Annotated in this window: 24 protein-coding genes; 8 read left to right on the top strand and 16 right to left on the bottom strand. The window is 31.9% G+C overall.

Features of this window, described 5'->3' with window-relative positions; translation table 11 throughout:
- Positions 1-7: 7 nt before the first annotated feature.
- The 3 genes from BLW23_RS05195 to BLW23_RS05185 all read right to left on the bottom strand — a co-directional run bounded on the left by BLW23_RS05195 (position 8) and on the right by BLW23_RS05185 (position 3,786).
- A complete protein-coding gene (locus tag BLW23_RS05195; protein WP_093668154.1) occupies positions 8-1,075 on the bottom strand; it encodes an imelysin family protein in 1,068 nt (355 codons plus the stop codon).
- Position 1,076: 1 nt separating this feature from the next.
- The gene (locus BLW23_RS05190; protein WP_093668153.1) at positions 1,077-2,474 is read right to left on the bottom strand and encodes a di-heme oxidoreductase family protein; all 1,398 of its coding nucleotides are present in this window, start codon (positions 2,472-2,474) and stop codon (positions 1,077-1,079) included.
- Between the two features lie 85 nt (positions 2,475-2,559).
- A complete protein-coding gene (locus tag BLW23_RS05185) occupies positions 2,560-3,786 on the bottom strand; it encodes an imelysin family protein (RefSeq protein ID WP_093668152.1) in 1,227 nt (408 codons plus the stop codon).
- A gap of 200 nt (positions 3,787-3,986) precedes the next feature.
- Here BLW23_RS05185 and guaB point away from each other — a divergent pair, with 200 nt between their 5' ends.
- Together guaB and aroQ are read left to right on the top strand one after the other, a co-directional pair.
- A complete protein-coding gene (gene guaB, locus BLW23_RS05180) occupies positions 3,987-5,459 on the top strand; it encodes an IMP dehydrogenase (protein WP_093668456.1) in 1,473 nt (490 codons plus the stop codon).
- A 132-nt stretch (positions 5,460-5,591) separates the two neighbouring features.
- Positions 5,592-6,008, top strand: a complete 417-nt coding sequence (gene aroQ, locus BLW23_RS05175) for a type II 3-dehydroquinate dehydratase (RefSeq protein ID WP_093668151.1) — start codon at positions 5,592-5,594, stop codon at positions 6,006-6,008.
- On the opposite strand, the gene BLW23_RS05170 is transcribed toward aroQ, so the two are convergent.
- From BLW23_RS05170 to BLW23_RS05160, 3 genes are all read right to left on the bottom strand, one after another.
- On the bottom strand, positions 5,989-7,167 hold the full coding sequence (locus tag BLW23_RS05170) for a lipoprotein N-acyltransferase Lnb domain-containing protein (RefSeq protein WP_093668150.1): 1,179 nt from the start codon (positions 7,165-7,167) through the stop codon (positions 5,989-5,991). The two genes, aroQ and BLW23_RS05170, sit on opposite strands and share 20 nt — an antisense overlap.
- Before the next feature lie 2 nt (positions 7,168-7,169).
- Positions 7,170-8,237 carry a putative type IX sorting system protein PorV2 gene (locus BLW23_RS05165; RefSeq protein WP_093668149.1) on the bottom strand — a complete coding sequence of 356 codons (1,068 nt, stop codon included), beginning with the start codon at positions 8,235-8,237 and terminating at the stop codon, positions 7,170-7,172.
- A 133-nt stretch (positions 8,238-8,370) separates the two neighbouring features.
- On the bottom strand, positions 8,371-9,345 hold the full coding sequence (locus BLW23_RS05160; RefSeq protein WP_093668148.1) for a YheT family hydrolase: 975 nt from the start codon (positions 9,343-9,345) through the stop codon (positions 8,371-8,373).
- A gap of 169 nt (positions 9,346-9,514) precedes the next feature.
- Here BLW23_RS05160 and BLW23_RS05155 point away from each other — a divergent pair, with 169 nt between their 5' ends.
- From BLW23_RS05155 to BLW23_RS05140, 4 genes are all read left to right on the top strand, one after another.
- Positions 9,515-10,579 (top strand): DUF6252 domain-containing protein, encoded by a 1,065-nt coding sequence (locus BLW23_RS05155; protein WP_093668147.1) that lies wholly within the window; start codon positions 9,515-9,517, stop codon positions 10,577-10,579.
- Between the two features lie 96 nt (positions 10,580-10,675).
- A complete protein-coding gene (locus tag BLW23_RS05150; protein WP_176829755.1) occupies positions 10,676-11,416 on the top strand; it encodes a CDP-alcohol phosphatidyltransferase family protein in 741 nt (246 codons plus the stop codon).
- 315 nt (positions 11,417-11,731) lie between these two features.
- On the top strand, positions 11,732-12,109 hold the full coding sequence (locus tag BLW23_RS05145) for a DUF2200 domain-containing protein (protein ID WP_093668146.1): 378 nt from the start codon (positions 11,732-11,734) through the stop codon (positions 12,107-12,109).
- Positions 12,110-12,248: 139 nt separating this feature from the next.
- On the top strand, positions 12,249-13,445 hold the full coding sequence (locus tag BLW23_RS05140; RefSeq protein WP_093667472.1) for an IS256 family transposase: 1,197 nt from the start codon (positions 12,249-12,251) through the stop codon (positions 13,443-13,445).
- Positions 13,446-13,674: 229 nt separating this feature from the next.
- Here the strand turns inward: BLW23_RS05140 and BLW23_RS05135 are convergent, their stop codons facing one another.
- From BLW23_RS05135 to BLW23_RS05120, 4 genes are all read right to left on the bottom strand, one after another.
- The gene (locus BLW23_RS05135; RefSeq protein ID WP_093668145.1) at positions 13,675-14,247 is read right to left on the bottom strand and encodes a hypothetical protein; all 573 of its coding nucleotides are present in this window, start codon (positions 14,245-14,247) and stop codon (positions 13,675-13,677) included.
- A gap of 127 nt (positions 14,248-14,374) precedes the next feature.
- Positions 14,375-15,130 carry a hypothetical protein gene (locus BLW23_RS05130; RefSeq protein WP_093668144.1) on the bottom strand — a complete coding sequence of 252 codons (756 nt, stop codon included), beginning with the start codon at positions 15,128-15,130 and terminating at the stop codon, positions 14,375-14,377.
- 565 nt (positions 15,131-15,695) lie between these two features.
- The gene (locus tag BLW23_RS05125; RefSeq protein ID WP_093668143.1) at positions 15,696-16,148 is read right to left on the bottom strand and encodes a hypothetical protein; all 453 of its coding nucleotides are present in this window, start codon (positions 16,146-16,148) and stop codon (positions 15,696-15,698) included.
- A 94-nt stretch (positions 16,149-16,242) separates the two neighbouring features.
- The gene (locus BLW23_RS05120) at positions 16,243-16,818 is read right to left on the bottom strand and encodes a hypothetical protein (protein WP_093668142.1); all 576 of its coding nucleotides are present in this window, start codon (positions 16,816-16,818) and stop codon (positions 16,243-16,245) included.
- A gap of 346 nt (positions 16,819-17,164) precedes the next feature.
- On the opposite strand from BLW23_RS05120, the gene BLW23_RS05115 reads away from it, so the two are divergent.
- A complete protein-coding gene (locus BLW23_RS05115) occupies positions 17,165-18,136 on the top strand; it encodes an IS110 family RNA-guided transposase (protein WP_093668141.1) in 972 nt (323 codons plus the stop codon).
- A gap of 48 nt (positions 18,137-18,184) precedes the next feature.
- Here BLW23_RS05115 and BLW23_RS05110 read toward each other — a convergent pair whose 3' ends face one another.
- Complete coding sequence (locus BLW23_RS05110; RefSeq protein ID WP_093668140.1) at positions 18,185-18,985, bottom strand: DUF1444 family protein; 801 nt, start codon at positions 18,983-18,985, stop codon at positions 18,185-18,187.
- Between the two features lie 362 nt (positions 18,986-19,347).
- On the opposite strand from BLW23_RS05110, the gene BLW23_RS05105 reads away from it, so the two are divergent.
- Positions 19,348-20,319: an IS110 family RNA-guided transposase gene (locus tag BLW23_RS05105; protein ID WP_093668139.1), complete on the top strand. Its 972-nt coding sequence runs from the start codon at positions 19,348-19,350 to the stop codon at positions 20,317-20,319.
- Positions 20,320-20,366: 47 nt separating this feature from the next.
- Here BLW23_RS05105 and BLW23_RS05100 read toward each other — a convergent pair whose 3' ends face one another.
- The 5 genes from BLW23_RS05100 to tatC all read right to left on the bottom strand — a co-directional run bounded on the left by BLW23_RS05100 (position 20,367) and on the right by tatC (position 26,093).
- Positions 20,367-21,503 (bottom strand): AAA family ATPase, encoded by a 1,137-nt coding sequence (locus BLW23_RS05100; protein ID WP_093668138.1) that lies wholly within the window; start codon positions 21,501-21,503, stop codon positions 20,367-20,369.
- Positions 21,504-22,488: 985 nt separating this feature from the next.
- Positions 22,489-23,337 (bottom strand): IS3 family transposase, encoded by an 849-nt coding sequence (locus tag BLW23_RS05095; RefSeq protein ID WP_143032113.1) that lies wholly within the window; start codon positions 23,335-23,337, stop codon positions 22,489-22,491.
- A gap of 2 nt (positions 23,338-23,339) precedes the next feature.
- Positions 23,340-23,732, bottom strand: coding sequence for a transposase (locus BLW23_RS05090; protein ID WP_093668137.1), 393 nt, complete (start codon positions 23,730-23,732; stop codon positions 23,340-23,342).
- A gap of 600 nt (positions 23,733-24,332) precedes the next feature.
- Positions 24,333-25,067, bottom strand: a complete 735-nt coding sequence (lptB, locus tag BLW23_RS05085; RefSeq protein ID WP_093668136.1) for an LPS export ABC transporter ATP-binding protein — start codon at positions 25,065-25,067, stop codon at positions 24,333-24,335.
- A gap of 204 nt (positions 25,068-25,271) precedes the next feature.
- The gene (gene tatC / locus BLW23_RS05080) at positions 25,272-26,093 is read right to left on the bottom strand and encodes a twin-arginine translocase subunit TatC (protein ID WP_093668135.1); all 822 of its coding nucleotides are present in this window, start codon (positions 26,091-26,093) and stop codon (positions 25,272-25,274) included.

Here is a 26,093-nt window from a genome sequence, read left to right as displayed (position 1 = left end):
AATAATACTAATCTCCGTCATTATCGGTAACGGTAATTGTTATTGATAAAACATCAGCGACGTCAACTTTCATTAAAATCAATAAATCTCTTATGGTGTTGTATAAATTTTGAACTTCAGTTGGCTTGTTAAAAATACTTTGATTTAAAGGAATATGATTTAAACTACTAATTGCACTTTCAATATTATTGAAAGTCTTAGTTATTTCGTCATTCAGTTCAGTAGTATTCGTTTTTGAAAAAATGTAGTCATCTAACCCATTTGCATTTCCAAAATAAAGGCTTTTAATACTTTCAATATTTTCTTTTATAAGATTTAAAGAGTAAGAACTTTTTTCAGCTTGTAGCAGTTCTGAATCAGGATTGGATGTTCTCTCTATGCCGGCAGGTTCTCCAATTTTAAGACTTTTAATATCTTCCAAAAGTGCATACATTTGATTTACTATTTGATTCATACTACCATTAATTCCAGTTTGATTGTTTTGAATAAAATCGTTTCTCGTATTTTCCCATAAAGTTTTATAGATGTTTGATTTCGATACTAAGTTTTCACCCAAAGTACTCAAATAATTAATTCGTCTAGTATTCATAAAGCTTTCCACGGTTTGTTGTTCTGAAAATTCGAATAAAAGAAATTCAATTGCGCTAAGACCTCTTTGTGTTGTTGGTAAAGAATTAATACTCTCTTGGTCGATTGTATTAGTAGAGGCAATATATGCGTTTATACCAGTATCGTCTGCTCCCCAAGTATAAAAAGAAGTTTGAATATTTGAGTTCTTTATTTCTCCAATATTGTAGGGTTCAATGCTAGAAAAAGCTTCAGCAGCCTTCTTCCACGCTTCTTTGACCGCTTGTAAATTTTGAATTGAAGTATTATTGGAAAATGACGTTATAGTAGTGTGTAAGCTTCGAATATTCTGTGTAAAAAGGGTAGTGGTTGGTTGTTCAATCAAATTAATAAAATCAGCTCTCAACTGTTGAATATCAAAAGAATTTTGATTGTCTGATTCACTGCTACATGCAGCAGCAAGTATTATAACGATTAAAATAGCAATAAAAGTTAGTCGTTTTACCATGTTACAATGAGTTTATGAAAGCTAAAACGGCTGTTCTATCTTCCTTGGTTAAATTTTTATAAGATTCTTTACTGTTTTGAGCTTCGCCACCATGCCATAATATGGCTTCTTCTATATTTCTAGCTCTACCATCATGTAAGAAAAAAGTATGATTATTAACTTCTTCAATCATACCAATACCCCACAATGGTTGTGTTCTCCATTCTTTACCCGATGCAAAAAAATCAGGCCTATTATCGGCAAGATCTTCACCCATATCGTGTAAAAGAAAGTCTGAATAAGGTCTAATTCTGATATTTTCAAGTGATCTGTTAAAAGAATATGAAGAAGTTGTAAAGGCTTCTATATGGCAACCAGAACATTTCATTTCTTTAAAAAGATGCTTACCCTTCAATACTTCTTCCTTTTCATAATTTCTTCGAATAGGAACGGATAAAGAGGTTGAATAAATCATAACGTTGTGCAATGCATCATCTGTTACTTCAGGTATTCCACCGTTTACAGAATCGAGACAATCTTGCTGTATTGTTGGACAGTTTTCATTGGGAAAAAGAGAAGAGGTAAGTCCCATGTCACCATGAAAAGCGCCTGCTACCTGTTGGGTTAAGTTAGGTTGATTGGCTTTCCAACCAAATCTACCCAATTCATGTTGTTGTTTTTGAACGTTCCAAACATAATTCGCTTTTCCGGAAATACCATCTTCATTCTGATCGTTTTCATCAACATTCGTAAGAATATCTTGATTACTTATAGCATCAATAAAACCTAATCCAATTACTTGTGGTCCAACTCTAGGAGAAGTTAAAGCATTTTGTAGTGTTCCAAATTGTTCATCTGCTATGGTATAAATTGGCTTTCTTAATTCATAAGTTTCACCATCTGAAAACTGACCAGTAATAGTTTCAAATCTGATGGAAACTTTTGCTTCATAGGAAACTCCTAAATTTGCATGCTCTTGAATTTGATCTCCATAAAATTCGACCGGATTTGGTCCTCCATTAGTACTATTTCCAGGAAGACTCACTCGCATTAAAAAACCGTTTGAAAACGATTGCCCTTCTTGTAAGGGCAGGCCTCTTCCATCTTTATTATGACAGGCACTACAAGATCTTGCATTAAAGGTTGGTCCTAAACCATCACGAGCAGTAGTAGAGGCTGGAGCACTTACCCAATTTTGTCTGAATAAAGAATTACCAACGAAGAACAATCTGTTATCAATGGTAGACAAATTTGGTATGGGTTGATCAAAGGCATTGGACCCTAAAATGGTAGTCGTTAGTCTACCAACCGAGAGTTCTTCACCTTCTTCGTAAGTATATTTAGGGAGATATACATCTTCTTCTTTCGAACATGAAAATAGAAAAATAGATATTCCTAAATAATAAATTAATTTATTCAATGTTTTTTGTTTTTGTACGCAAAAACCAAACCAAGTCACTAAGACTTAGTTTGGCTAGATTATTTTGTAGTATGTTAGTTGAAAATTATACCGAAGGATCGATGTTTTTTCCAGTAATTGTTTTACCTGCTTGAGCCAATTCATCTCCTTGCTTTTCAAGTGATGATACTGTTGACATTACAGGTTTAGAGATATTATCAATAGTTTCACCAATAATTTGATAGTCAAAGAATTTAGCATCTGAAATAACTTGAACTTTAGCCATTACTAAGGTTGTTGTTGCTGCTAGAGTGGCACTTTCTTCCGCATTTATTAGTTTTAATACATCCAATAAAGATGTACCACTCACTACAGAACCGTCAACTCTCGTGTATTTTCCTGTAATAATATTATTAATTGATTTAGCATTCAAAAACACGTCTCTATGTGTATTATCAGAAAAGCAAGAATGCTCGTCTTCTTGATCTTGATTTTCAACAGCTACAGTCATTCTTTCACCAGCTAATTCTCCCTTACTTAATTTAGCAGCACCGGTTAAAAGTTTGTCAATGGCGTCATTTTTTGATAATGCCAAAAACTCTTTTCTGTAAGCAGCACCTTCTTTCCATTGGTCAACTACCGACTTTAAATCTTCAACTAAAATTTCAGCAGCTAATTTTAAATATTGACCTCTTCTGTCGGCGTTATCTGCCGTAGTATAATCAGTATAAGCACGTTGTCCAGCTATTCGATCCCCTGGAGCAGATGAATCTTGTCCCCAAAGTAAAAATTCAATAGCATGGTAGCCTAAAGTAACGTTAGATTCATTTTGGTTGTATCCAATAATATCGAGTAAAACTGTTTTACTTAAGGTAGGGTATTCAGTAGTATTGTTTATGATATTTTGTCTAGTATCGGAACCTTGTTGACCTCCTGTACCATCTGCTACATAATCAATTAAAGCTTCGTCTAAAGGCCAAGCGTTAATGTATCCCTCTGGTTCACCACCGTCACCATCAATAGGACCATCATAAAATCGGTAAGCTTCTGTTTGACCATAAGGTTCTCTTGCATCTAACCAAGCTTGTTTTGCGGCGTTAAAGTTCGTTGCGTCAGGAGCGCTTACAAAAGCATCTATAGCCGTTTTTAAATTCTGAGTTTGAGCCAAAGCATCATCGTAACTTGCTTTTACGATAGTTACGTAATTATCTACAAAGGCTGTTTTAGCATTTGCGATGGCTGTATCTTGACCATTATCACCTGCATCATCATTTGAACAACTGGTTAAAGCCATGATAACTGTGGTAAATGATAAAGCGATTAGTTTCTTCATTTTATTTAGATTTAGTTTTAATAAGAGAGCAAAGGAAGTTAGATTTTTTAATTCTTCAAAGTTTATTTGGACTTATTTTAAATAGAAACTTTTTGTAGATAATGCAAATCGTTACACTTCGATAAATTTATTTGTAGTACATTTGCACGTAATTAATTTTTAACAACTAAACACTCTCACGAGTAAAATTGATTACATTTATGAACGCCCACCAATCAAAATTTGTAGGAGAAGGATTAACATATGATGATGTTTTATTAGTTCCTGCTTATTCAGAAGTTCTTCCAAGAGAAGTAAGTATTCAAACAAAATTTACTAGAAATATCACTATAAATGTACCTATAGTTTCAGCTGCTATGGATACGGTAACTGAATCGGCTATGGCAATTGCTATTGCTAGAGAAGGAGGAATAGGTGTTCTACATAAAAACATGACTATTCAGCAGCAGGCCAATGAAGTAAGAAAGGTAAAGAGAGCTGAGAGTGGTATGATAATCGATCCAATTACTTTACCAGAATCTGCTATTGTTTTAGATGCTAAAAAGGCAATGAAAGAAAATAGAATTGGGGGAATTCCAGTTGTTGATCATGATGGGAAGTTAGTAGGAATTGTTACAAATAGAGATTTACGTTTCGAAAACAATAACGAACGTCCTATTAAGGAAGTAATGACTTCGGAGAATTTAATTACGGTTAAAGAAGGAACTTCTTTAAAAGAAGCTGAAGTTGTTTTGCAAGAAAATAAAATTGAAAAGTTACCAGTTGTAGATGGAGATAAATTAGTTGGACTGATAACTTTTAGAGATATAACAAAAACTACTCAAAAACCAATAGCAAATAAAGATCAATATGGTAGGTTACGTGTAGCTGCTGCATTAGGAGTTACGGGAGATGCCGTTGAAAGAGCGGAAGCTTTGGTTAATGCTGGCGTTGATGCGGTAATTATTGATACAGCTCATGGACATACAAAAGGAGTGGTTGCTGTTTTAAAAGAGGTAAAATCTAAATTTCCTGGTTTAGATGTGGTCGTAGGAAATATTGCGACTCCTGAGGCTGCAAAATATTTAGTTGAGGCAGGTGCAGATGCTGTTAAGGTAGGAATTGGACCTGGTTCAATTTGTACCACACGTGTGGTAGCAGGTGTTGGTTTTCCTCAGTTTTCTGCTGTCATAGAAGTGGCGGCTGCAATTAAAGGTACGGGTGTTCCTGTAATTGCTGATGGAGGTATTCGTTATACTGGAGACATTCCTAAAGCTATTGCCGCTGGAGCAGATTGTGTGATGCTAGGATCGTTGCTTGCTGGAACAAAAGAGTCTCCTGGAGAAACTATTATTTTCGAGGGTAGAAAATTCAAGTCTTATAGAGGAATGGGATCGGTTGAAGCAATGAAGAAAGGTTCAAAAGATCGTTATTTTCAAGATGTTGAAGATGATATTAAGAAATTAGTTCCAGAAGGAATTGTTGGTAGAGTACCATATAAAGGAGAGTTATTTGAGAGCATCCACCAGTTTGTTGGAGGTTTAAGAGCTGGAATGGGCTATTGTGGTGCGAAGGATGTGGAAGCGTTAAAGAATAACGGAAAATTTGTTAGAATTACGGCATCGGGAATCAATGAGAGCCATCCGCATGATGTAGCAATTACGAAAGAAGCTCCTAATTATAGTAGAAGATAAATTTAATTTTACTGAAATATATAGAGACCGTTGAGAAATCAACGGTTTTCTTTTGATTAATAAGTAAAAAATTGATCTAATACTTCCATATTTCAAAACAATTTCTAAATTTACTTTCTTTATAAAAGAACGATGAAAAAAATATTAGTATTAAATGGCCCAAATTTAAATTTATTAGGTAAGCGAGAACCTAGTATTTATGGAAATCATGGTTTCGATTCTTATTTTAAGGAATTGAAAGAGAAGTTCTCAGAAGTCGAATTACATTATTACCAGTCAAATGTTGAAGGAGAAATGATAAATAAGTTGCATGAGGTTGGTTTTGCCTATGACGGTGTGGTATTAAATGCAGCCGCTTATACTCATACTTCTGTGGCTATTGCTGATGCCATCAAGGCTATTGAAACACCCGTTATAGAAGTGCATATATCAAATGTTTATTCACGAGAATCGTTTCGTCACAAAAGCTATATAGCTCCTAATGTAAAGGGAATTATTACAGGATTTGGTTTACAAAGTTATGATTTAGCTATTCAGAGCTTTTTATAAATTTTAAGACAACAAAATAGCGAAGTCCAAGTAGTATAAAAAGAGGAATTAAAACATACGGGAATAGTTGTATGTTGCATATCCAAATAACAGGAATTAAACATAAAAGAACTAGTAAAAATTTTATATAATTAGAAATCCACTTTGGTGGATTTTTTTTATGCATAACAAAAGCTAAAAAGAAATTTGGAGCGAAGGCCCATAGGAAATTAAAGTTATTGGGTGCTGTGGAATGATTGGTGAAAAACCATAAAAAAACAATTAAAACACCAAATAAGCCTGTAATTAATGTCAAACTTAAGTCGAACCAACGAGAGCACTTGTTTCTCTTTATATCACGATAACTAATATAGGCCCCGAAAATCAATAAAATTAAAAACACGATAAATGGATTAATCGTATCTGAATGGTTGCTCTTTTCAGGATAATCTAATAATTTGATCGTTTTTAAAACTAGTTTTTCTTCCTTGCCCTCTTTTATTATTTTTGAGTTTTCAAGAGTTTCGAAAACATAATCGGGTAAGTATGCATATTCATTTGCTAGTGCAATTTTATCTAACCGATTACCAAGAGCAATATTAATACCTAAGCTGCCCCAAGTATTTGTATGAATTTCCTTATTCATTAATTGCCTTATTGAGTTTTCCTTGGTAACAAAATCACTTTTATAAATAATAGTGTCCCCAAAGATGGCTTTCATGATATCAATTGGTTTTGTAGAACAATTGTTAAAAAAAGGATCGTAGAAGTAACTTGCGTTTTTTGGTTGAGCGTTATTTTCTAAATAGTTGAAAAATGTATTTCGCTGTTGAACATTTAAATTTAATATTTGAGCTTTAACCCAGCGTTCATTATTGTTATACCCACGAAGTGAAGAAGGAAAAGAATATCGTGCAAGTCGATATTTCATGAAACCTTTCGTGAAATTTATATAGAAGTTTTCTTCAGTAAAATCGAAAATTCCGTAATTATAAATTAAATCGAGTTGTAATACAGGATCTTGTATTCGTATGGCTGTATGCCCAAACTTTTCATATAAAGCATCTCCTGGACCGTAAGTAATAACACTTATTTTGGAATATACCGATAATTCCATTCCCTGAGAAAAAGAATAGTTAGAAACGATTAAGAGAAGAAAAAGAAAGTATTTTTTTAACATAGTTATTGTCTAAAGAAACTATAATCAAATTTTATTGAAAATATATTGGAAAATAAAGCATTACCAACACTACCAATATTGGTAAGTGCATAATCTACTTGAATACCTTTATATACAAAACCGATACCGAAATTAGGTTGAAGTGAAGTAGATTTAGAGCCATCGAATTCAGTTGTATTTTGAATATTACCTATACCGAAACGTAGAAACGCTAATTTTTCATAATCCAGCTGCACTCCTAGTGATGGATCAATACTTACAAAAGAGGTTGATATAATATCATTGGTTTCTGCGAATCTCATATTTAAATCCACTTCCGCCAAAAGGTGAAAAGAACGATTAATTTCAAATGATCGAGCTACACCTAATTGAACTTTTGGCTTTGTAATTTCAGTGGTTTCTGGTAATTCTTGGTTTTGGCCTGGAATGGCATTTTGAATTTTTTCGAATTCAGTTTGGTCAATAGCCCAACTATTGAAAGTGGTGGTAATATCCCGAACCATTAAACCAAATTTCCAATTATTTCTTTCAAATTGCACTCCTGCGTCTAAACCAAACCCCCAAGAATTGGCAAAGTCTCCAATAATCCTTCGAACCACTTTGGCATTCACTCCGAACTGAAAACCATCAAGTAATAATTTTCTAGCATAACCAATATTAAAAGCATAATCAGCTGCAGAAAAAAGTTGTATTCTGTTATAATCGATATTTCCTTCGCTATCAATTAATTCTGTTGTATTTAAAATATCATCAACACCAAAACGAATAATAGAAAAACCTACAGCACTTTCTTTATCCACAGGCATGGCAAATCCAGCAAAGTTATAACTGGCAATTCCAGCAAAATAGGAGGCATGCATTAAAGAACCTTGATAATCTTCAACAGCCACTAAACCGGCAGGGTTCCAGTAAACTGAGTTAACGTCACTACTAGTAGCTACAACGGATTTACTCATTCCAAGAGCAGCCGCATCAACACCAATATTTAAAAACTCATTAGAATAATTTCTAAATTGAGCAGTAACGGAATTGGTTATTAAAAGTGCAATAAAAATAAAACGAATGTACATTCAATGAAAAAAATTAGTTCTGTTTTGCATTATGGTTTACCTACAAATATCTGAAATACTACCAACATAACTATATTTTTAACAAGTTATTGTTATTATAAATTTCCAAGGTAGTTGAATAATTCTTCTCAAGTCAGACTAAATTTATTTTCTCTTTAATGAATTGAACCATTTTTTGTTCCAACCAATTGTTTTGAGTTTTGGAAAAAGAAGAAAGAAAACCAACATGTCCACCATAATCAGGCGTGATTAAATAAAAATTATCAACTTTTTCCGCCTCTTCGAAAGGGTAACACTCCTTAGAAAGAAAGCTGTCATCCAAAGAGTTAATTAATAATGTTGGGTGTTTTATTTGGGGTATATAGGGTTTTGAACTAGCTTTTATCCAGTATTCTTCTGAACTTTTAAATCCAAAAACAGGCACTGTATATTGCTTTTCTATATGTTTGAATTTACTAGCTTTCATTAAAAGGTTCCTATCTAGTTTAAAATCAGGAAAACGCTCAGCCTTTGCTATAATTTTAGTTTTCATAGTTTTTAAAAATTCCGACAAGTAAATTCTATTTTTAAATTTCGATAATTCAGCTTGCGAAGTCGTTAAATCTACAGGAACAGAAACCGATATGGCTCCTTGGACAACTTCGGGAATATCAGAATATTCTCCTAAATATTTAAGAGTTAAGTTACCACCTAAACTAAAACCTACTAGAACAATATTTTGATAGGAATAATTTTTACTGAGATAGTTTACAACAAAGTTTACATCATCTGTTTTTCCGCTATGATAGGTGCCTAGTACTAAATTATCTTCACCACTGCAACCTCGCAAGTTCATACAAACAGTGTCAAAACCATTGTTATTAAGATACTTTGTAGTTGTAAGCATATAGCTTGAGGAAGAGCTTCCTTCTAAACCATGAATTAAAAGAACGAGTGTATTTGATTTCACAAAGGAAAAGTCAAGATCAATAAAATCATGATCCCAAGTTGAAATTCTCTTTCTTTCATAGTTAACAGTTTCCTTTACAAAAAGAGGTCGATAAATGGTGTTAAAATGCCCATTTTTAAAAGGTAAGCTTGGTGTAAAGTTCGAATGTAAAATTGGCATATGGTTCGTTTTATAGCTATTTTAAGCAAATATCATGATTTTTTTTTCATTAATCAATTATAACTAGTGGGAAAATCTTTATTTGAAGTTCATAGGTAATGTTTTGTAATGTAGCGGTTTATGCTTGTTTTGTTGTGAAATTATTATTTTTGAGTAAGTACTGATTACGATGAGGGGTAACATTTTTTTCAAAGGTTTAATTACCTGTTTTCTTTTTTACACATGCAATGAGCCATTTTTAGATATTAATGGGGTTTATCTTAATGGTCATGAAATATCATGCGAAGAAGCAGAGGATAATTTAATAGATGCTGAATCTAATTTTTCACATGTTACCTCTGACGATTATTCAGAGCTTTGTGAAGCTTATAAAAATGCTTTATTGGAAAGCATTGATGCATGTGATGAAGCGGATGAAGAGCTAATAGAGCAATTAGCGCTGTTGGGAGATTGCGATTTAACGTCTTTTTTTCAAGTGGATTTTGATAATGCTACCTATTTAGCTACTTCTTCAAAGGCAGAAATTGATGGTCATACCTTGCATTTGGAAGCCATGAAAAGTTCTACCGGAGAAGTTTTTAAAATAGTATTACATGACTTAGATGTTGGAACATTTCAATTAGGTGTTGAAAATAGTAATAATCAAAAAAATGTTGTGAAATATTTACCCGATAATCATACTAATATGGTGTTGGAGTCAACTACAAATGGAGTTGAACCACAAGGAGTAATTACTATTACTGAAGTAGATTATAATAATATGTGGGTGTCTGGAACATTTAATTTTACAGGAACAGGCTCTAATGGTAATAGCAAAGAATTTACGAATGGTGTTTTTGAAAGGATTGTTTTTACAAAAAAAGATGATTTTTTCGCGAAAGTTGATGGTGTTGAGTTTGTTGATGTTGATATAATTCCTGGTATTAATAATTTTGGAATTATAGGCTTTAAAGTTGTTGACGATAATAGAGCATCGATAACCATAGGTGTAGCACATGATGTAACTATTGGAACATATAATTTTGCAACACTTCCCGAAGTGCCATCTGGAGATTATTCACCTACTTTTGATGATTTTCATAGAGCCAATGGAACTATTAGTATTATAACTCACAACCCAGAAAGAAATTTACTTATCGGAAGTTTTCAATTTACAGCAGAACCTGTTCATACAGGAGTTGGAACCTACGAGGTAACAGAAGGCCATTTTTGCGTTACCTATATTGGTAGTTAAGTTATTAATACCAACTTAAATTGATAAAATTAAATAGAGATCAAAAAGGAATACTTGAAAAGGATTTATTACTTTCGTTTTTAAAATCTATAAACTATGAACATAAAAAAGCATATTCCCAACCTCATAACACTCGGAAATTTGTTAAGTGGAACCATTGCAGCAATTTTGGCTGTAAAAGGTGATTTTTACGGAACAGCTGTTATGGTGATTTTAGGAATTGTTTTCGATTTTTTAGATGGTTTTGTAGCACGAATTTTAAAAGTTCAGGGGGAACTAGGAAAACAACTAGACTCGTTGGCAGATATGGTAACAAGTGGAGTAGTGCCAGGAATAGTAATGTTACAATTATTTGTAAATGCGATTGATATTGATGCTGTAGGTTATTTTGGATTGGATGAATATGGAAAATCAGGGAGTAACTTACCGTATATAGGGTTAATTTTAACATTGGCCGCTGGATATCGTTTGGCAAAGTTTAATATTGATGAAAGGCAAAGCGATAGTTTTATTGGTTTACCAACGCCAGCCATGAGTTTGTTTGTTATTTCTTTACCGTTAATAGGGGAGTACGGACAAAGTCAGTTCTTTTTAGACTTAATCCATAATAAATATGTTTTAATGACTATTACTATTTTGCTGTCTTTTTTAATGAATGCGGAATTACCATTATTTTCCTTGAAGTTTAAGTCTTTTGGAATCAAGGAAAACATCGTAAAATATATCTTCTTAATAACATCAATCCTTTTTATTGTGTTATTAAAAGTAGTAGCCATACCAATGATTATTCTATTGTATGTTATTATTTCAGTTTTTCAGAATATGGCGAAAGGATAGATGATATTTGATTCAAATATCATCTAGAATAAAAAGTCTCATTTCGACGGTTAAGAAGAAATCCTTCGTTTTTAATTATAATTGATTTTCGAATAGATTTCTTAGTCATTATCCTTCCTTTGAAAAAAAGCAACGATGTTGTTTTAAATATTCTCGTGCCAATTTGTTTTTCTGACTTAAAGGATTATAAATTTTATAGTAATATTGTTTAATTGTTCTAGATTCTTCTTCCTAAAAATTGACATTTGAGTTTTATTTCGTTAAAAAATATTAACTTTAGTTCCGTAATAGTTTGTAAAATAGAATCTAACAGCAATGAAGGTTACGGCAGAAAAAAATGAAAAAGTAGCAAATATGATCTTTGGGTCAATTTATCCACACTACTTGAATAGAATAATAAAAAACGGAAGAACAAAAGAGGAATTAGATCAGGTAATAAAATGGCTAACAAACTATGATGATACTGCAATGGAATCATTTATAGAAGGAAAAGTAACTTTCAGAGCCTTTTTTGAAGGAGCCACCATGCATCCAAACGCACATATGATTAAAGGAGTTGTTTGTGGGTATCGTATTGAAGAAATTGAAGATGAATTCCAAATATATAAGCAATGTAGACAAATGGAAAAGTTAGTTGATGAGCTTGCTAAAGGACGTAAAATGGAGAAAATATTAAGAGTAGAGAAGAAGTAAGCTTTATGTATTTATTCTTCCTTAATAATTTAAAAAGCTTTTTAGGGCAGTATTTCATAAACTGTGTAAGTTTTAAAATCTCGGGGTTGAATTCAACCCCGAGATTTTTTTATTCATTAACTTTAATTTTTACACATTTATGAAACCAGAAGATTTATTAAACGGCGAATTTCTAAAACAATTTAAAGATGGCTCAGAGTTAACTAGCTTTATAGAACAACTTCACAAACGAGGAGTTGAAAAGATTTTAGAAGGAGAGTTATCAGCTCATTTAGATTACGAGAAACATCAAAAGAGCACTAACTCTAATTCTCGAAATGGCTATTCAAAGAAGAAGTTAAAAACAACTTTAGGAGAAACAGAAATAGAAGTCCCAAGAGACCGTGAAGGATCTTTTAATCCTATGTTGGTAAAGAAAAGAGAAAGTACTACAGATGGTGTTGAAAATCTTATCATCTCTTTGTATGCTAAGGGAATGAGTGCTTCTGATATAGAGGAGCAAATCCGAGAGCTATATGACTTTAACATCTCTACTTCAACGATTTCAAGAATCACAGATAGCATTACTAATGACATTGTAGCATGGAAAAATAGACCTTTAGAAGCTACTTATTTAATCGTTTGGATGGATGGAATTGTTTTCAAGGTTAGAGAGAACTCTAAGGTTATTAACAAAACTATATACATAGCTGTAGGCCTTAGATCCGACGGTAAAAAGGAAGTACTAGGTTTGTGGTTAGGTAAAAATGAATCAGCTGCTTTTTGGATGAGTGTTTTGACTGATATTAAGGCCAGAGGAACGCAAGATATACTGATTACTGCAACCGATAATTTAAACGGATTTACAGATACTATAAAGACAGTGTTTCCTAATTCTACCACACAAATATGTGTAGTACATCAGATTAGAAACTCTTGTAGATACGTGGTTTGGAAAGATAAAAAAGAGTTTACTAAAGATATGAAGCAAATCTATACAGCTCCAACTAAAGAAGCCGCAAAGGCTGCTTTAAAAGATTTTAAAAATAAATGGGAAGCTAAATATTCGTATGCTATTAAAAGTTGGGAAAACAACTGGGATGAACTCACTGTTTTCTTCGATTTTCCAATTGAAATAAGAACTATTATTTACACCACTAATCTTATTGAAAATCTTAATGGGAAAATACGCAAATACACTAAAAACAAACTCTCTTTCCCGACAGATGACGCTGTTATCAAATCGGTATATTTAGCTTTAAGAGAAAGTACTAAAAAGTGGACAATGCCCATTAGAAATTGGGGCATAATTCTAAATCAATTTTTAGCTATATTTGAAAAAAGGATTAGGCTATAAATAACCTAACCCTGATATTTTGAACTTACACACTTTTTAGGATAGTGTCCTTTTTAGAATCAATGATATCCCCTTGAAATATCGAGCCTGATAATGTTTCTGTTGGTTTGGAGTACCTTTTCTCTAGTGCTTCAGAGTTTCTTTGAAAAATAGCTTCATTGTTGATCGAATGGAGAGTCTCATTAATTATCTCAATAGCTCTTTTGTCATTGATTTCTTCTCTTAAAGCTTAGTACTGCATTAATTTTCTCTTTAATTTCTCGTAATTATATTTTATGTTTTTTCGTCTATATGATTTCCCTTTAATCATACCATAAACTTGATTTTCTTCAGGGAAATATTGTAACGTACTTTCATAACAAGCTCCAATTTGATAATCATCTTTAGTTTCGTTAGGTAATTTCCTTCTAGTTCCCATTGATTTATGTGTAGCGAAAATATATACCTTCCCAGTTTGGAAATTGTGAATGCTGGCTCTACAATCAGCGCCGTCTGTATCAAAAATTTCAATAATTTTTCTATGCTCTTCGCCTCTGATAATTTCTAAGATTTCAACTTTTATGGATTCTCCAGTTCCGTAATTTGGGTCAAACTCATTATTTAGAGTTTCATGAATAAACTCATCATGATTTATGAAACGTTTCCCGTTTTCAGTATGATAAATATGTTGTACAACCTTTCCCTTAATTACTAATCCTGAATGCTTAGCAATACGTGAAAAATTCCCAACCCATTCACAACTACAAGCATTGGATTTCAAGGAAATTGATAACAGTATTAATACGACTAAATTTTTTTTCATAGTGCACTATAATTTTATAAGTATGCATAGTTAAGTTATTTTTCCTAAAGTAGTAAAAACACTTTGCCTTATCGAACGCTCATTTTAGATCCCAATAGCTATATAAGGGACATTCCGAAGTAAATAATTAATTCTTTAGAAAGTTATAATGTGCTTCCCAATTGTAATATTTATCCATCTTTTTCTGACGATCAATACTTTGCCTTTCTTTCAAATAGTCTAAATGAGGTATAGTTCTAGTTATACCAAGAACCCATGATCCATTATTTTTCTCAATTTTTTCTTTAGAAACATTCACACAAAAATAAAGAGCATTCTCTCGATAATAAACAATTACAGAGCCACCTTTATCATCGCTCCAATTTTCCATAATTATTCTGCCTCCTTTCTTATGAATAAAATCACGAACCTTATTTAAATCTAAACTCTCTCCAAGATTAACTGTATATATTCTCCAATTAATTCCTTGATAGCAATCTTTTACTTCATTAAATTTCCAAGGATAATACTTGTTTTTTGCAATTTCCTCTTCCCAAGTTATTTCTGTATCATTTGTTTCCGATTCAGAAAGTTCTGTTGGTTCGTCTTCAATTTCGAAAAGTATGGGTTCATAAACCCCTTCATAGGTCTTGCAATCAACGTAAACTTCATATTGAATAATGGTGTCTGCTATTTGTTTAGTGTATTGCACAAATCCGCAAGGAGCGCTTGAATAGCGATACCCGTCATTTACTATGGATTCTAAATTGATATTTGAATTTAATTCAAATGGGTGCCAATAAGCTGTTCTGTTGATGTTTTCCGATGTAGAAAATGTAGTATATAGGAATACAAGATTTAGAACAATGGAGCTAACTATAACAATTTTTTTTCCTCTTTTCATTTTTATTTAATGTATAATCTTTTTAGCTATTTTTTCCAAAAATAACTAAAAAGATTGTTTCAATAGCCGTAATTACTCTAGAGTTTACTGCCTAGAAGATAACTTCCCAATATACAAGCAATCCAGTAAAATGGAAAAGTTAGTTCATGAGCTTGCCAAAGGTCGTAAAAAGGAAGAGATATTGAGGGTAAGGAGGAGATGTAATTTCTTCTAAGGGATTTCAAGTTAATCACAAATATATTAAATACTAATTGCAATCAATAGTCATATTGGGATATTAGTTATGGTACGCTTTCGATTATTTTAATATAGCCTATGCTTAAATTACAAACTAATCATTAGGGGGAAAAGAGCCTAATGGTAATGTGTACCGAACCGCCGTATATGTTCCTGAGAAAAAAGAACTGCTTTTGACGAAAGGAAGCACGTAGTGCCGCACGTACGGTGTTGTAATCACTGTATTTCTTGATTTTTTCTGGAGTTAGTGAATCGTTTCACTTATTTGAGAGGCGCACTCTGCTCTATCTAAGGGCAGAGCCGTCTACTCCATTGTAGTGTCGTTTTATTATTTTAAGTTGTCAAGTTCATATTTAAAAAGTATTTCAAACTCTCCCTTAATAGTGAATCTGTTTTGCTTGATTAAATCAAAAATTAAGTCTTTAATTGTTAATACTCTAGTATCGATTTTTGGTTTTTCATTTAGCTGAAACAAAGAAGATAAGCTCAGTTTATTTCTCCTACTAGCTGGCATAGGAAGTTGATTTTTTATTGCATTATAAATTTTAAGTCTATCCGTTTGGTTAAATTTCTTGTCCAAAAATGACTCACTGAATAATTCGTTTTCAAATAGATTATGCATTTTCAGTGAATTTAATATTCTTGATTTTAAAAATACGTATGCAATATCGTTACGTAAAATAACATTATTATGAATAAGCTCCAATTTTTTTTTATCTAAAGGAAAACTAAAACTGTGTTTTTTTTCTAGTTCTTCGGTGTTTTCTGGATAAGTTCTCATCTATTATAATTCTCTTAGCATCTTGTTTTAATGCACTACAACGTTTTGGCTAAGCTGCGTTTTAATGCAGTTTAGGTGGTGTTATAGGTTGCCTTTAGTTTATCATTTTTGTTTTTCGTGCTAATTCTTCATTGTTAGTTACTGTCAAATTATCACACATTCCAAAAACTTCATTGTCATGTTCATTTAAAAAAGCAGCAGCACTAATAAATACCATTATTCCATTGGAAAATTTTAATGAAATATCTTGCGGATAGATAAAGGTTTCAGATGTTCCATTTTTTTCATCAGTCGTCGTTACCTCCTCCCAATTTAACTTGGCACTTTCAATGGTTTCACCAATGATTCCCGACCAAATTTGGTTATTTGAAACATCCCAAATCTTAAAGTCAGAAAAATCCGATTTCTCGTTTATTTTCATCCCAAGTCCAAATTGAAAAAATTTATCATCCCAATATATTTCTATTTTTTCATTTGTTTTCGAATATAAGAAAATTGAAAAATCAATTGAATCTAGATTCCTAAAATGAGTAAAGTAGTAGGGCTTTTCATTAAAATCACCGTTTAACTTTTGATAGTCAATTTCTGCATATTCAACTTTAATAATTGTTTTATCAATTAAATGTTTTATATAATTTTCAAAGTCTCTATGTACCTTTTTAAGTATCATTTTTACGGTTACCTATAACGTATTTGTGTATGATTAGTGGCGTGTTTAAGCACCTAATTTAGCAAATAAAAACCGAATAGAAAATCCGCGAGGATTTTCGTAAGTAGGCGAGAACTAGCCATTAATTATACACGTCTTAAGTTAGCATTTTATTAAATTAGATACTTAATCAAACAGAACCAAAGAGCGGAATAAGGTTATGATATACGCAGAGACTTTGATCTCGTCAACATTGATAATCCCTGCTCTTTTCTATGTTAAATTCGTTCAGTTCTATGAAGCTTTAGACTTCGATTTCAAGTTGTTGAATTCACAATAGATAGGTTCTTTACAATCCTTTTTTCTTATGAATAAAGATATAAAATATTTAGGAATTGACATTAGTAAAGATTTCTTTGATGTATGTGATAATAACTTAGTGTATTATCAATTTAAGAACAATCTTTCTGGTTTCAGAAAGTTAGTTAAATTACTGGATTCAAATACCATTTGCGTTATGGAAGCCACAGGATATTATCATACTCGATTAGCTTATTTTTTGTTGGAGTTAGGTTTTGGAGTTAGTGTGGTTAATCCATTAAAAATAAAACGTTATATCCAAATGGACTTATCGAAAATAAAGACTGATAAGAGTGATGCGAAAATGATTCAACTTTACGGAAAAGATCGCAGATCGAAGTTGTGGATTGGTCAATCGGATACTCAACAAGAAAGTCTCCAGTTATTGCGTATGCTCAGTATTTATAGTAAACAAAGTACTCAGTTAAAAAATAAAATACATGGAGAAGAAGTTTTAGGGCATCCATCAAAAGTTGTTATTAACTCTTTAAATAGGAGTTTGAAAAAACTCAAAAAAGAAATGGAAGTTCTAGAAAAAGCTTTAAATGATAATGTAAAAAAAGAATACCAAGAATCACTAACTTTATTAAAAAGCATTCCAGGAATAGGAGATAAAACAGCTTTAATGTTAATAGTTTTTACAGATGGTTTTCATCGTTTTGAAAGCTCGAAAGAACTATGTAGTTACGCTGGGTTAACACCTATAACAAGACAGAGTGGAAGTAGTATTAAAGGAAGACCAAGGATTAGTAAAATGGGCAATCCAAAACTTAGAAATTTACTATTTATGTGCAGTTTCAATGCTTGTAAATACAACCAAGGCTGCAAAGCGCTTTACGATAGAATCGTAGCGAAAGGAAAAAGTAAAAAACTAGCTTTAAAAGCAGTTTGCAACAAATTACTAAAACAAGCATTTTCTATTGTCAAAAATGGTGTTCCATACAACAATCAGTACAAGAGTACTTTGGTCAATAATTAAGGGAGTTTTATTTGGTTTTTACCTCAGTTCTTTGTTGCCAACAGTATTTTATTCCCATAATTCAAATTTTCCTTCTTTTAATTCATATATTTTGTCGGAAACTATATGGTCTCCAGTTTCATTTATTTCTTTGATAGATTTCTTTAGTCTATCAATATTTTCTTTGTCATTTGTTCCAGTTACTAGAATAACATCTCTAGCTGGAATTCCGATTATTAAATTTCCATTCACGGGAAAATTTTCTTTATTCCAAATGTCAAATAGAATTAAACTTGACTCATAATCTCCACCTGCTGTTAACATAAAGTATCCATTTTCTCCGTGTCTTTCCATTTTTGATACGAGAGAATTCAGATTTTCGATTGCTATTTCTCTAATAGATTCAATGTCAGAATCCAACTTTGAATATTCTTCTTTCGTGAAATATCCAATCGTATTTTCTTTATCTTCTGCATAAAAAATATATAGTTCCGAGTTGTATTTTTCATAAACGTGAGTGTTCTCGAAGTCCTCAATTATTTTAGAGCTCTCAATTAAGTACCTTTTGTCTTTGATAACGGGCACTATTCTTTCTTTTTGTAAAGGCTCTTGAGGAAGAAAAAGGTCTTTTGCAGAAAATGTATATTTTTCAATAACGTTTTTCAAATCCTTTGGGTCATTTTTATATTCCGCGTAAGAATTGTCCAGAAAATGACGGTAATTGTCAGAATCTTTTAGTTTCGTAGTGATTTCGAGTCCATTGATAGAGACTAATTCTAAACCGTTAACTTTCTTTCTTAATTCAGACAAAAATTTTTCAGCAAATTCCGATTCCGTTAAGTTAGATTTTGATTTAAAAAATGAAAGCATAAATGTTTGCGATTTGGTTTTTATATTGTTGGCAACGTTGTGTATATAGTTTGTTGCGTGTTTCAGTACCTAATTTAGCAAATACAAACTGAATAGAAAATCCGCGAGGATTTTCGTAAGTAGGCTAGAACTAGCAATAAATTATATACGGCTTAAGTTAGCATTTTATTAAATTAGAAACTTAATCATACAGAACCAAAGAGCGGAATAAGGTTATGATATACGCAGAGACTTTGATCTCGTCAACATTGATAATCCCTGCTCTTTTCTATGTTAAATTCGTTCAGTTCTATGAAGCTTTAGACTTCGATTTCAAGTTGTTGAATTCACAATAGATAGGTTCTTTACAATCCTTTTTTCTTATGAATAAAGATATAAAATATTTAGGAATTGACATTAGTAAAGATTTCTTTGATGTATGTGATAATAACTTAGCGTATTATCAATTTAAGAACAATCTTTCTGGTTTCAGAAAGTTAGTTAAATTACTGGATTCAAATACCATTTGCGTTATGGAAGCCACAGGATATTATCATACTCGATTAGCTTATTTTTTGTTGGAGTTAGGTTTTGGAGTTAGTGTGGTTAATCCATTAAAAATAAAACGTTATATCCAAATGGACTTATCGAAAATAAAGACTGATAAGAGTGATGCAAAAATGATTCAGCTTTACGGAAAAGATCGTAGACCTAAGTTGTGGATTGGTCAATCGGATACTCAACAAGAAAGTCTCCAGTTATTGCGTATGCTCAGTATTTATAGTAAACAAAGTACTCAGTTAAAAAACAAAATACATGGAGAAGAAGTTTTAGGGTATCCATCAAAAGTTGTTGTTAACTCTTTGAATAGAAGTTTGAAAAAACTCAAAAAAGAAATGGAGGTTTTAGAAAAAGCATTAAATGATAATGTGAAAAAAGAATACCAAGAATCACTAACTTTATTAAAAAGCATTCCAGGAATAGGAGATAAAACAGCTTTAATGTTATTGGTTTTTACAGATGGTTTTCATCGTTTTGAAAGCTCGAAAGAACTATGTAGTTACGCTGGGTTAACACCAATAATAAGACAGAGTGGAAGTAGTGTTAAAGGAAGACCAAGGATTAGTAAAATGGGCAATCCAAAACTGAGGAATTTACTATTTATGTGCAGTTTCAATGCTTGTAAATACAACCAAGGGTGCAAAGCGCTTTACGATAGAATTGTAGCGAAAGGAAAAAGTAAAAAACTAGCTTTAATAGCAGTATGCAACAAATTACTAAAACAAGCATTTTCTATTGTCAAAAATGGTGTTCCATACAACAATCAGTACAAGAGTACTTTGGTTAATAATTAAGAAGTTTTATTTGGTTTTTACCTCAGTTCTTTGTTAGGCATAGTGATTTATTCTTTTAGTGATTTTACAGCCTTAAATAATCTTTCTATAGATTGTAAAGAGAAATCCTTATCTGACTTTAAATCAGCATCCTCAAATTGGTCTAAAGTACTGCCAAAGTATTTTTCAGCCAATTTTTCTTTTATACCTTGTTTCTTTTCTTCAGGTAAAATTTCAATAAAAGATTCAATTGATGCTAATTCAAGCTCTAATTTTCTATTAAAATTTTCCAGTTTTCTATGCTTTGAAGATTCTCTTGATGCATAAGTTGCTGGATAAGACAATGCAGCTGCAGCAATTATTCTTATTAATGATTTAGTCCAATCGAACTCACTATCTCCTAATCCAATTATAGCCCAAATTATAAGACCACTCAATCCTGCCATAAATAGTATTGCAATAAATCTCCAAAGATTTGCATCTTTTTTATGGTCGTTTGCGATTTTCTGAAAATTTCCAGTTGCTCCAATATTTCCAATTACATTAACAATTTTAGATGCTTCTGTTTTCTTTTTTTCAAGGTATTGGACTAAATTATCTGTATTGCTTTTAATAGAATTTTCTTGTTCTTCTAATTTTTCTAAATATTTAGTTCGGTCAGATTCGTATTGTTCTTCAAAGGAAGTGTTTAGTTTTTCTATTTCTTTCTGTTTTTCGCTCAATTCTTCCTTAACAGAATTAAGTTCAGTCATTCTATCCGTTATCTCATCATCTAAACTTGATAGTTGTCCTTTTAGGTTTTCTAATTCTTCATCGAATTCTGAATTTTTTTCAGAAACCGAGTTTTTAAAGTTTATGATTTCAGAACTAAAATTGAATTTACTATCCTGTATTAATGTTGGTAAATTTTTAATTCTATTAGAAGCAGAAATTATTGAGTTTTTTGAGTTTTTTAAATGTCCTGTATTTTCATTTCCAACATATGTGTTTAATTGAGAAACTGCAGATTCTATTTCATTCGATGCGTTTGTTAAATCAGATTCTTGAACTAACGAAGGAATGGTGTTATTTAATTTTTCTTTTATGTAATCAATTGCAGTTTGATAAAAGCTCAAATCTTCACTGGTAAGGATTTTTTTTACATCTTTTTCCTTAATAATTTTTTGAATTAAATCAATTTTCTCAAAAATAATATGTTCTTCCATAGTTGTTGTTCTTCATTATGCCTAACGTATCCTATATGCGCCGTTTTAATGGCGTATATGGGGTGTTGTTTTTAGTATTTTATACAATAGTAAATATACAATTTATAAAATACGTAGTCTGTCAGTCGCTACTTTAAAACCTTTCCAATTTTCATTTTATTTTTTTATTATAAACTTTATCAACCACTGACTGATAAGGTTCTGTTATAAAAAAAGGTCCCTTAAAATTTAACTAATATTGTAGCAATTATTTATAATACAGTAAGTTATCGGAAAAACTTGACATTGTCAAATTTTTCCGATAACTTCGTCAAACTGTTTTACGTTACCAACGTTTTGATAGTGAAACTCTCAACGATGTCAATCGTACAGTTTGAGACGAAACTTCATTAAAGTCTCTTTCCTTAGTATTTTAAAAATTGCCCTTAGAAAGAAATTTTAACAAACCCAAAATGAATATTCGGTATCCAAAAGGCTGAGCATATTAAATACAACTAGTTATATCCATACAAATATAATCGTTATCCGTTATATATTTCCGGATAACCAGACCTTTTGGGTTTTGTTATCCTTTTGGTTAATCATTCAAAAAGCCTCGCTAAAAAGTGAAAATTTTTACAATTAGAAAAGAGAGAATGAAGTATACGGTTAAAGCACGTATATCTCTCCAGATTCGTAGTATTTGGTTAATCTTTCAGGTTGCTTTTTCTTTATGATGCTAACCTATAAAAAAGAATGGAAATATCCTTACGGTTTCCCGTAACCTCTTTATTTTAATTTTAAGTATTGAATTTTAAATGATAAGTTTCTTAATGACTAATTATCAGTTATCAGTTATCAGTTATCAGTTATCAATGTTTTGTGTTTGGTTATTGCTAGCATTGAATGTAGTTCTCTATACATTTTTTACGTCGTTAGCACTCTGTAAAAAATACTAGAACTGACATTTGGAGGATGTACTTCCCTAAACATAGTTGACCGTTTTTTAGGTTAATACTTCATTGTTAAAAATAGTAATTGATTTTCTTTGTTGACTAGTCAACAAAGAAAAATTTGCTCTAAACATAGATGGTCTTTTTCTATCTATGCTGTTATGGATCCTTTTTTCATTGTAATTCTTAATAGCTTTTTTCGTCATTTGCTTTAACTGAAAAAAGTTTTTAGGTTTCCAATGATCCAAGTATTCTTCTTTAATAGTTCTATTTATACGTTCTGCATAGGCATTATCTTGTGCGCTTGTAGCCATACTAATCTGTATATTGTTAGCCTTTAGAATCTGGATATATTCTTTGTAAATATATTGGCTACCCCTATCAGAATGATGAAATCTTGGTGGCCCATGAATTTTTAAGGCCATCCTTAAAGCCTTTACATTTGCAGTAGCTCTGATATGGTCTGCAATACTATAGCCTACTATTTCTTTACTATAGACGTCAATAATGAAGACTGCATAATAAAACTTACCATCTACTAAGATATAAGTAATATCGCTTTGCCAGATTATATTGGGAGCACTTACCGTTATCCCTTTAATCAAATTTGGATAATATATTTTACTGGCAATGGTAGTGCGCTTATAATTTTTCTTTCGCTTTAAACGATATCCCAGCTTCATCATTATTTCAATAAAGCGATCTCTACCTATAAAATCAGGAGCTAAACTATAATACATCTTCTCAACCCCACAACCCGGATGTTCTTTACGCAACACATCTGCTTCAGTGATCAACTGTAAAAGCTTATCCTCAAAAACTTCTTGACGCTTTTGATATTGATAAACAGATTGTTTACTAATGCCTATAGTTTTATATAATTTATTTAAACTATAAGTCATCCCTACTTCTTTTTTGACAAACCTTTGGATGGTGGGGTGGCGTAGTTTTTTTTGATATCGATATCGAGTTCTTCCTTAGCGACTTCCATCATTGCCTCTAAATAATCAATCATAATCTGTTTACGACCTAGCGAGGCTTCTAAATTCTTAATTTTAGCTTCTAACTCTTTTACTTTCTTTTGACCGCTTAATTGATGTTCCACTATACGATATCCTTTTTTGTTAAAGATAGAAAATTTATAAATCCAATTGTAAATCGATTGATAACTAACCCCATAAAGTTGATCCAATTCTAGTACACTATACTTACCCGATTCAAATTCCGAAACAAGTTGTTTCTTAAATTCATCACTGTAAGTCCGTTGCTTTTGAATCCGTCTTAAATTTGCTTTCATTGATAATCTCTTTTTTAAAGTGGTCAACTTATATCAGAGACGTACAGGAATTCAATTATCAATTATCAGGGATCAATTATCTATGTTTAAAGAGAAAAAACAATAAATTGAATAGAGGAGATGTAAGGGAACCGTAAAAGTTTCCACGACATCGCTGAAGAGAATGTAAGCTATGAATTTTGATTAGCGACACCGCTGAAGGGAATGTAAGCCGTGAATTTTGATCAGCGACATCGCTGAAGAGAGTGTAAGCTGTGAATTTTGATTAGCGACATCGCTGAAGGGAGTGTAAGCTCTGAATTTTGATTAGCGACACCGCTGAAGGGAATGTAAGCTGTGAATTTTGATTAGCGACATCGCTGAAGGGAATGTAAGCTCTGAATTTTGATTAGCGACATCGCTGAAGAGAATGAAGGTTGTGAATTTTGATCAGTGGCATCACTGAAGTGAATACATACTAAAAACTTTAGATTATCGACTTCGGGAAATCAACAACTTTCAGCATTAGACTTTTGCCTTTCAACTTCAGACTATCGCCTTTCAACTTCAGACTATCGCCTTTAGACTTCATACTTTCAACTTTAGACTTCGGACTAGTAGTTAGAACTTCTTCTTTTTAAGCTCGAAGTCTTTTCCTAAATATACACGTCGTACAGTTTCATCTTCGGCCAGTTCTTCTGGAGTACCTTCTTTTAAGATTCCGCCGTTATACATCAAATAGGTTCTATCCGTAATAGCCAAGGTAGCTTGCACATCGTGATCGGTAATAAGAATTCCGATGTTCTTATTTTTTAATTGAGCTACAATTCCTTGAATATCTTCCACAGCAATTGGATCAACTCCCGCAAAAGGTTCGTCTAACAAAATAAATTTAGGATCTGAAGCTAAACAACGAGCAATTTCTGTACGTCTGCGCTCACCACCCGATAATAGGTCTCCACGATTTTTTCGAACATGTCCCAAACTAAATTCTTCAATAAGCTCTTCTAAACGCTGTTTTCGTTCGTTTTTTGTTCTGTTTGTAAACTCTAAAACAGACATGATATTATCTTCTACCGATAATTTTCTGAAAACCGAAGCCTCCTGTGCCAAATAACCAATTCCTTTTTGAGAACGTTTATACATAGCATCTTCGGTAATTTGTTCATCATCTAAGAAAATTGAACCACCATTAGGTTTAACCATTCCTACAATCATATAAAAAGAAGTCGTTTTTCCAGCACCATTAGGTCCTAAAAGCCCAATAATTTCACCTTGCTCTACTTCTAAAGAAATACCTTTTACTACTTTTCTCTTTCCGTAAAATTTTTGTATGTCGTTGGCTCTTAATTTCATATAGTTAAAATCTGTCTTGTTTTTTTAAGTATTTAAAATTACGTATTCATGTGATAACGACCTCTTAAAATACTCTTAAACATTGGTAATTACTTCTTTTTAAAGATAACTAAAACTCGAAAGTTCTTGTTAATTGGTAATAACAATATTACAATCGTTAGAGTTCAGTTTTGATCTAGTCAGATTGTTTTTGAACGAAATCCATTAAACTCTTGGACTTTTTGGGGCATTTTTCAGCTGTTTTTTTAAGACAAAACTCGCTACATAAATGCTTAGTTCATATAAAATCATAATAGGTACTGAAACAATAATTTGACTGGCCACATCTGGTGGAGTAATAATAGCTGATAATATTAAGACAACAACCAAGGCATGCTTGCGATATTTTCGTAAAAATTGTGGTGTTACGAGTCCTATTCGTGCTAAGAAAAAGATAACAACTGGTAGCTCAAAAAAAACAGCGACACCTAAAATGGTATTTGTTATTAAACTAATATAAGCGTCGAGTTTAAAGTTGTTTTCAACTGCCGTTGAGATTTCAAAATTATAAAAGAAATACACAGACATTGGAAGAATAACATAATAACTAAACAAAACACCTAAGAAAAATAATAACGATGCCGTAAAAATAAAACCTCTTGATTTTTTACGTTCAGTAGTATGTAATCCAGGAGCCACAAAACGCCAAAATTCCCATAACATATAAGGGAAAGAAATAACAAAGCCCAAAACTAATGACGACCAAATAGCGGTCATTAATTGTTGCGTTGGATTAAGCGCTTGAAGCGTTTGTTTAAAAGTGATATTACAAAAGCTACTATCAATACTAATAGCACTAAAAGCTTTGCAAAAAAACTGATAGGTTGAGAAATCAGGCTGTAAATGAGCCAATAAAATTTTGTCGAACACAAAATTGATATTCGCAAAAATTGCAATGGCTATAATAAAAATAGCAGCAAAACTTCTAACCAAATGCCATCTTAATTCTTCAAGATGATCTAAAAAGGACATTTCTTTTGTCGCCAT

Origin of the sequence: Tenacibaculum sp. MAR_2009_124, from assembly GCF_900105455.1 — a bacterium.
Taxonomy (GTDB): domain Bacteria; phylum Bacteroidota; class Bacteroidia; order Flavobacteriales; family Flavobacteriaceae; genus Polaribacter.
The sequence above is the reverse complement of the archived record's forward strand: the minus strand, read 5'-3'. Positions and strand labels throughout refer to the sequence as shown.

Coding starts and splice junctions, on each gene's coding strand:
- BLW23_RS05195 (WP_093668154.1), bottom strand. CDS start 1,075: ATGGTAAAACGACTAACTTTTATTGCTATTTTAATCGTTATAATACTT.
- BLW23_RS05185 (WP_093668152.1), bottom strand. CDS start 3,786: ATGAAGAAACTAATCGCTTTATCATTTACCACAGTTATCATGGCTTTA.
- guaB (WP_093668456.1), top strand. CDS start 3,987: ATGAACGCCCACCAATCAAAATTTGTAGGAGAAGGATTAACATATGAT.
- aroQ (WP_093668151.1), top strand. CDS start 5,592: ATGAAAAAAATATTAGTATTAAATGGCCCAAATTTAAATTTATTAGGT.
- BLW23_RS05170 (WP_093668150.1), bottom strand. CDS start 7,167: ATGTTAAAAAAATACTTTCTTTTTCTTCTCTTAATCGTTTCTAACTAT.
- BLW23_RS05165 (WP_093668149.1), bottom strand. CDS start 8,237: ATGTACATTCGTTTTATTTTTATTGCACTTTTAATAACCAATTCCGTT.
- BLW23_RS05160 (WP_093668148.1), bottom strand. CDS start 9,345: ATGCCAATTTTACATTCGAACTTTACACCAAGCTTACCTTTTAAAAAT.
- BLW23_RS05155 (WP_093668147.1), top strand. CDS start 9,515: ATGAGGGGTAACATTTTTTTCAAAGGTTTAATTACCTGTTTTCTTTTT.
- BLW23_RS05150 (WP_176829755.1), top strand. CDS start 10,676: ATGAACATAAAAAAGCATATTCCCAACCTCATAACACTCGGAAATTTG.
- BLW23_RS05145 (WP_093668146.1), top strand. CDS start 11,732: ATGAAGGTTACGGCAGAAAAAAATGAAAAAGTAGCAAATATGATCTTT.
- BLW23_RS05140 (WP_093667472.1), top strand. CDS start 12,249: ATGAAACCAGAAGATTTATTAAACGGCGAATTTCTAAAACAATTTAAA.
- BLW23_RS05135 (WP_093668145.1), bottom strand. CDS start 14,247: ATGAAAAAAAATTTAGTCGTATTAATACTGTTATCAATTTCCTTGAAA.
- BLW23_RS05130 (WP_093668144.1), bottom strand. CDS start 15,130: ATGAAAAGAGGAAAAAAAATTGTTATAGTTAGCTCCATTGTTCTAAAT.
- BLW23_RS05125 (WP_093668143.1), bottom strand. CDS start 16,148: ATGAGAACTTATCCAGAAAACACCGAAGAACTAGAAAAAAAACACAGT.
- BLW23_RS05120 (WP_093668142.1), bottom strand. CDS start 16,818: ATGATACTTAAAAAGGTACATAGAGACTTTGAAAATTATATAAAACAT.
- BLW23_RS05115 (WP_093668141.1), top strand. CDS start 17,165: ATGAATAAAGATATAAAATATTTAGGAATTGACATTAGTAAAGATTTC.
- BLW23_RS05110 (WP_093668140.1), bottom strand. CDS start 18,985: ATGCTTTCATTTTTTAAATCAAAATCTAACTTAACGGAATCGGAATTT.
- BLW23_RS05105 (WP_093668139.1), top strand. CDS start 19,348: ATGAATAAAGATATAAAATATTTAGGAATTGACATTAGTAAAGATTTC.
- BLW23_RS05100 (WP_093668138.1), bottom strand. CDS start 21,503: ATGGAAGAACATATTATTTTTGAGAAAATTGATTTAATTCAAAAAATT.
- BLW23_RS05095 (WP_143032113.1), bottom strand. CDS start 23,337: ATGACTTATAGTTTAAATAAATTATATAAAACTATAGGCATTAGTAAA.
- BLW23_RS05090 (WP_093668137.1), bottom strand. CDS start 23,732: ATGAAAGCAAATTTAAGACGGATTCAAAAGCAACGGACTTACAGTGAT.
- lptB (WP_093668136.1), bottom strand. CDS start 25,067: ATGAAATTAAGAGCCAACGACATACAAAAATTTTACGGAAAGAGAAAA.
- tatC (WP_093668135.1), bottom strand. CDS start 26,093: ATGGCGACAAAAGAAATGTCCTTTTTAGATCATCTTGAAGAATTAAGA.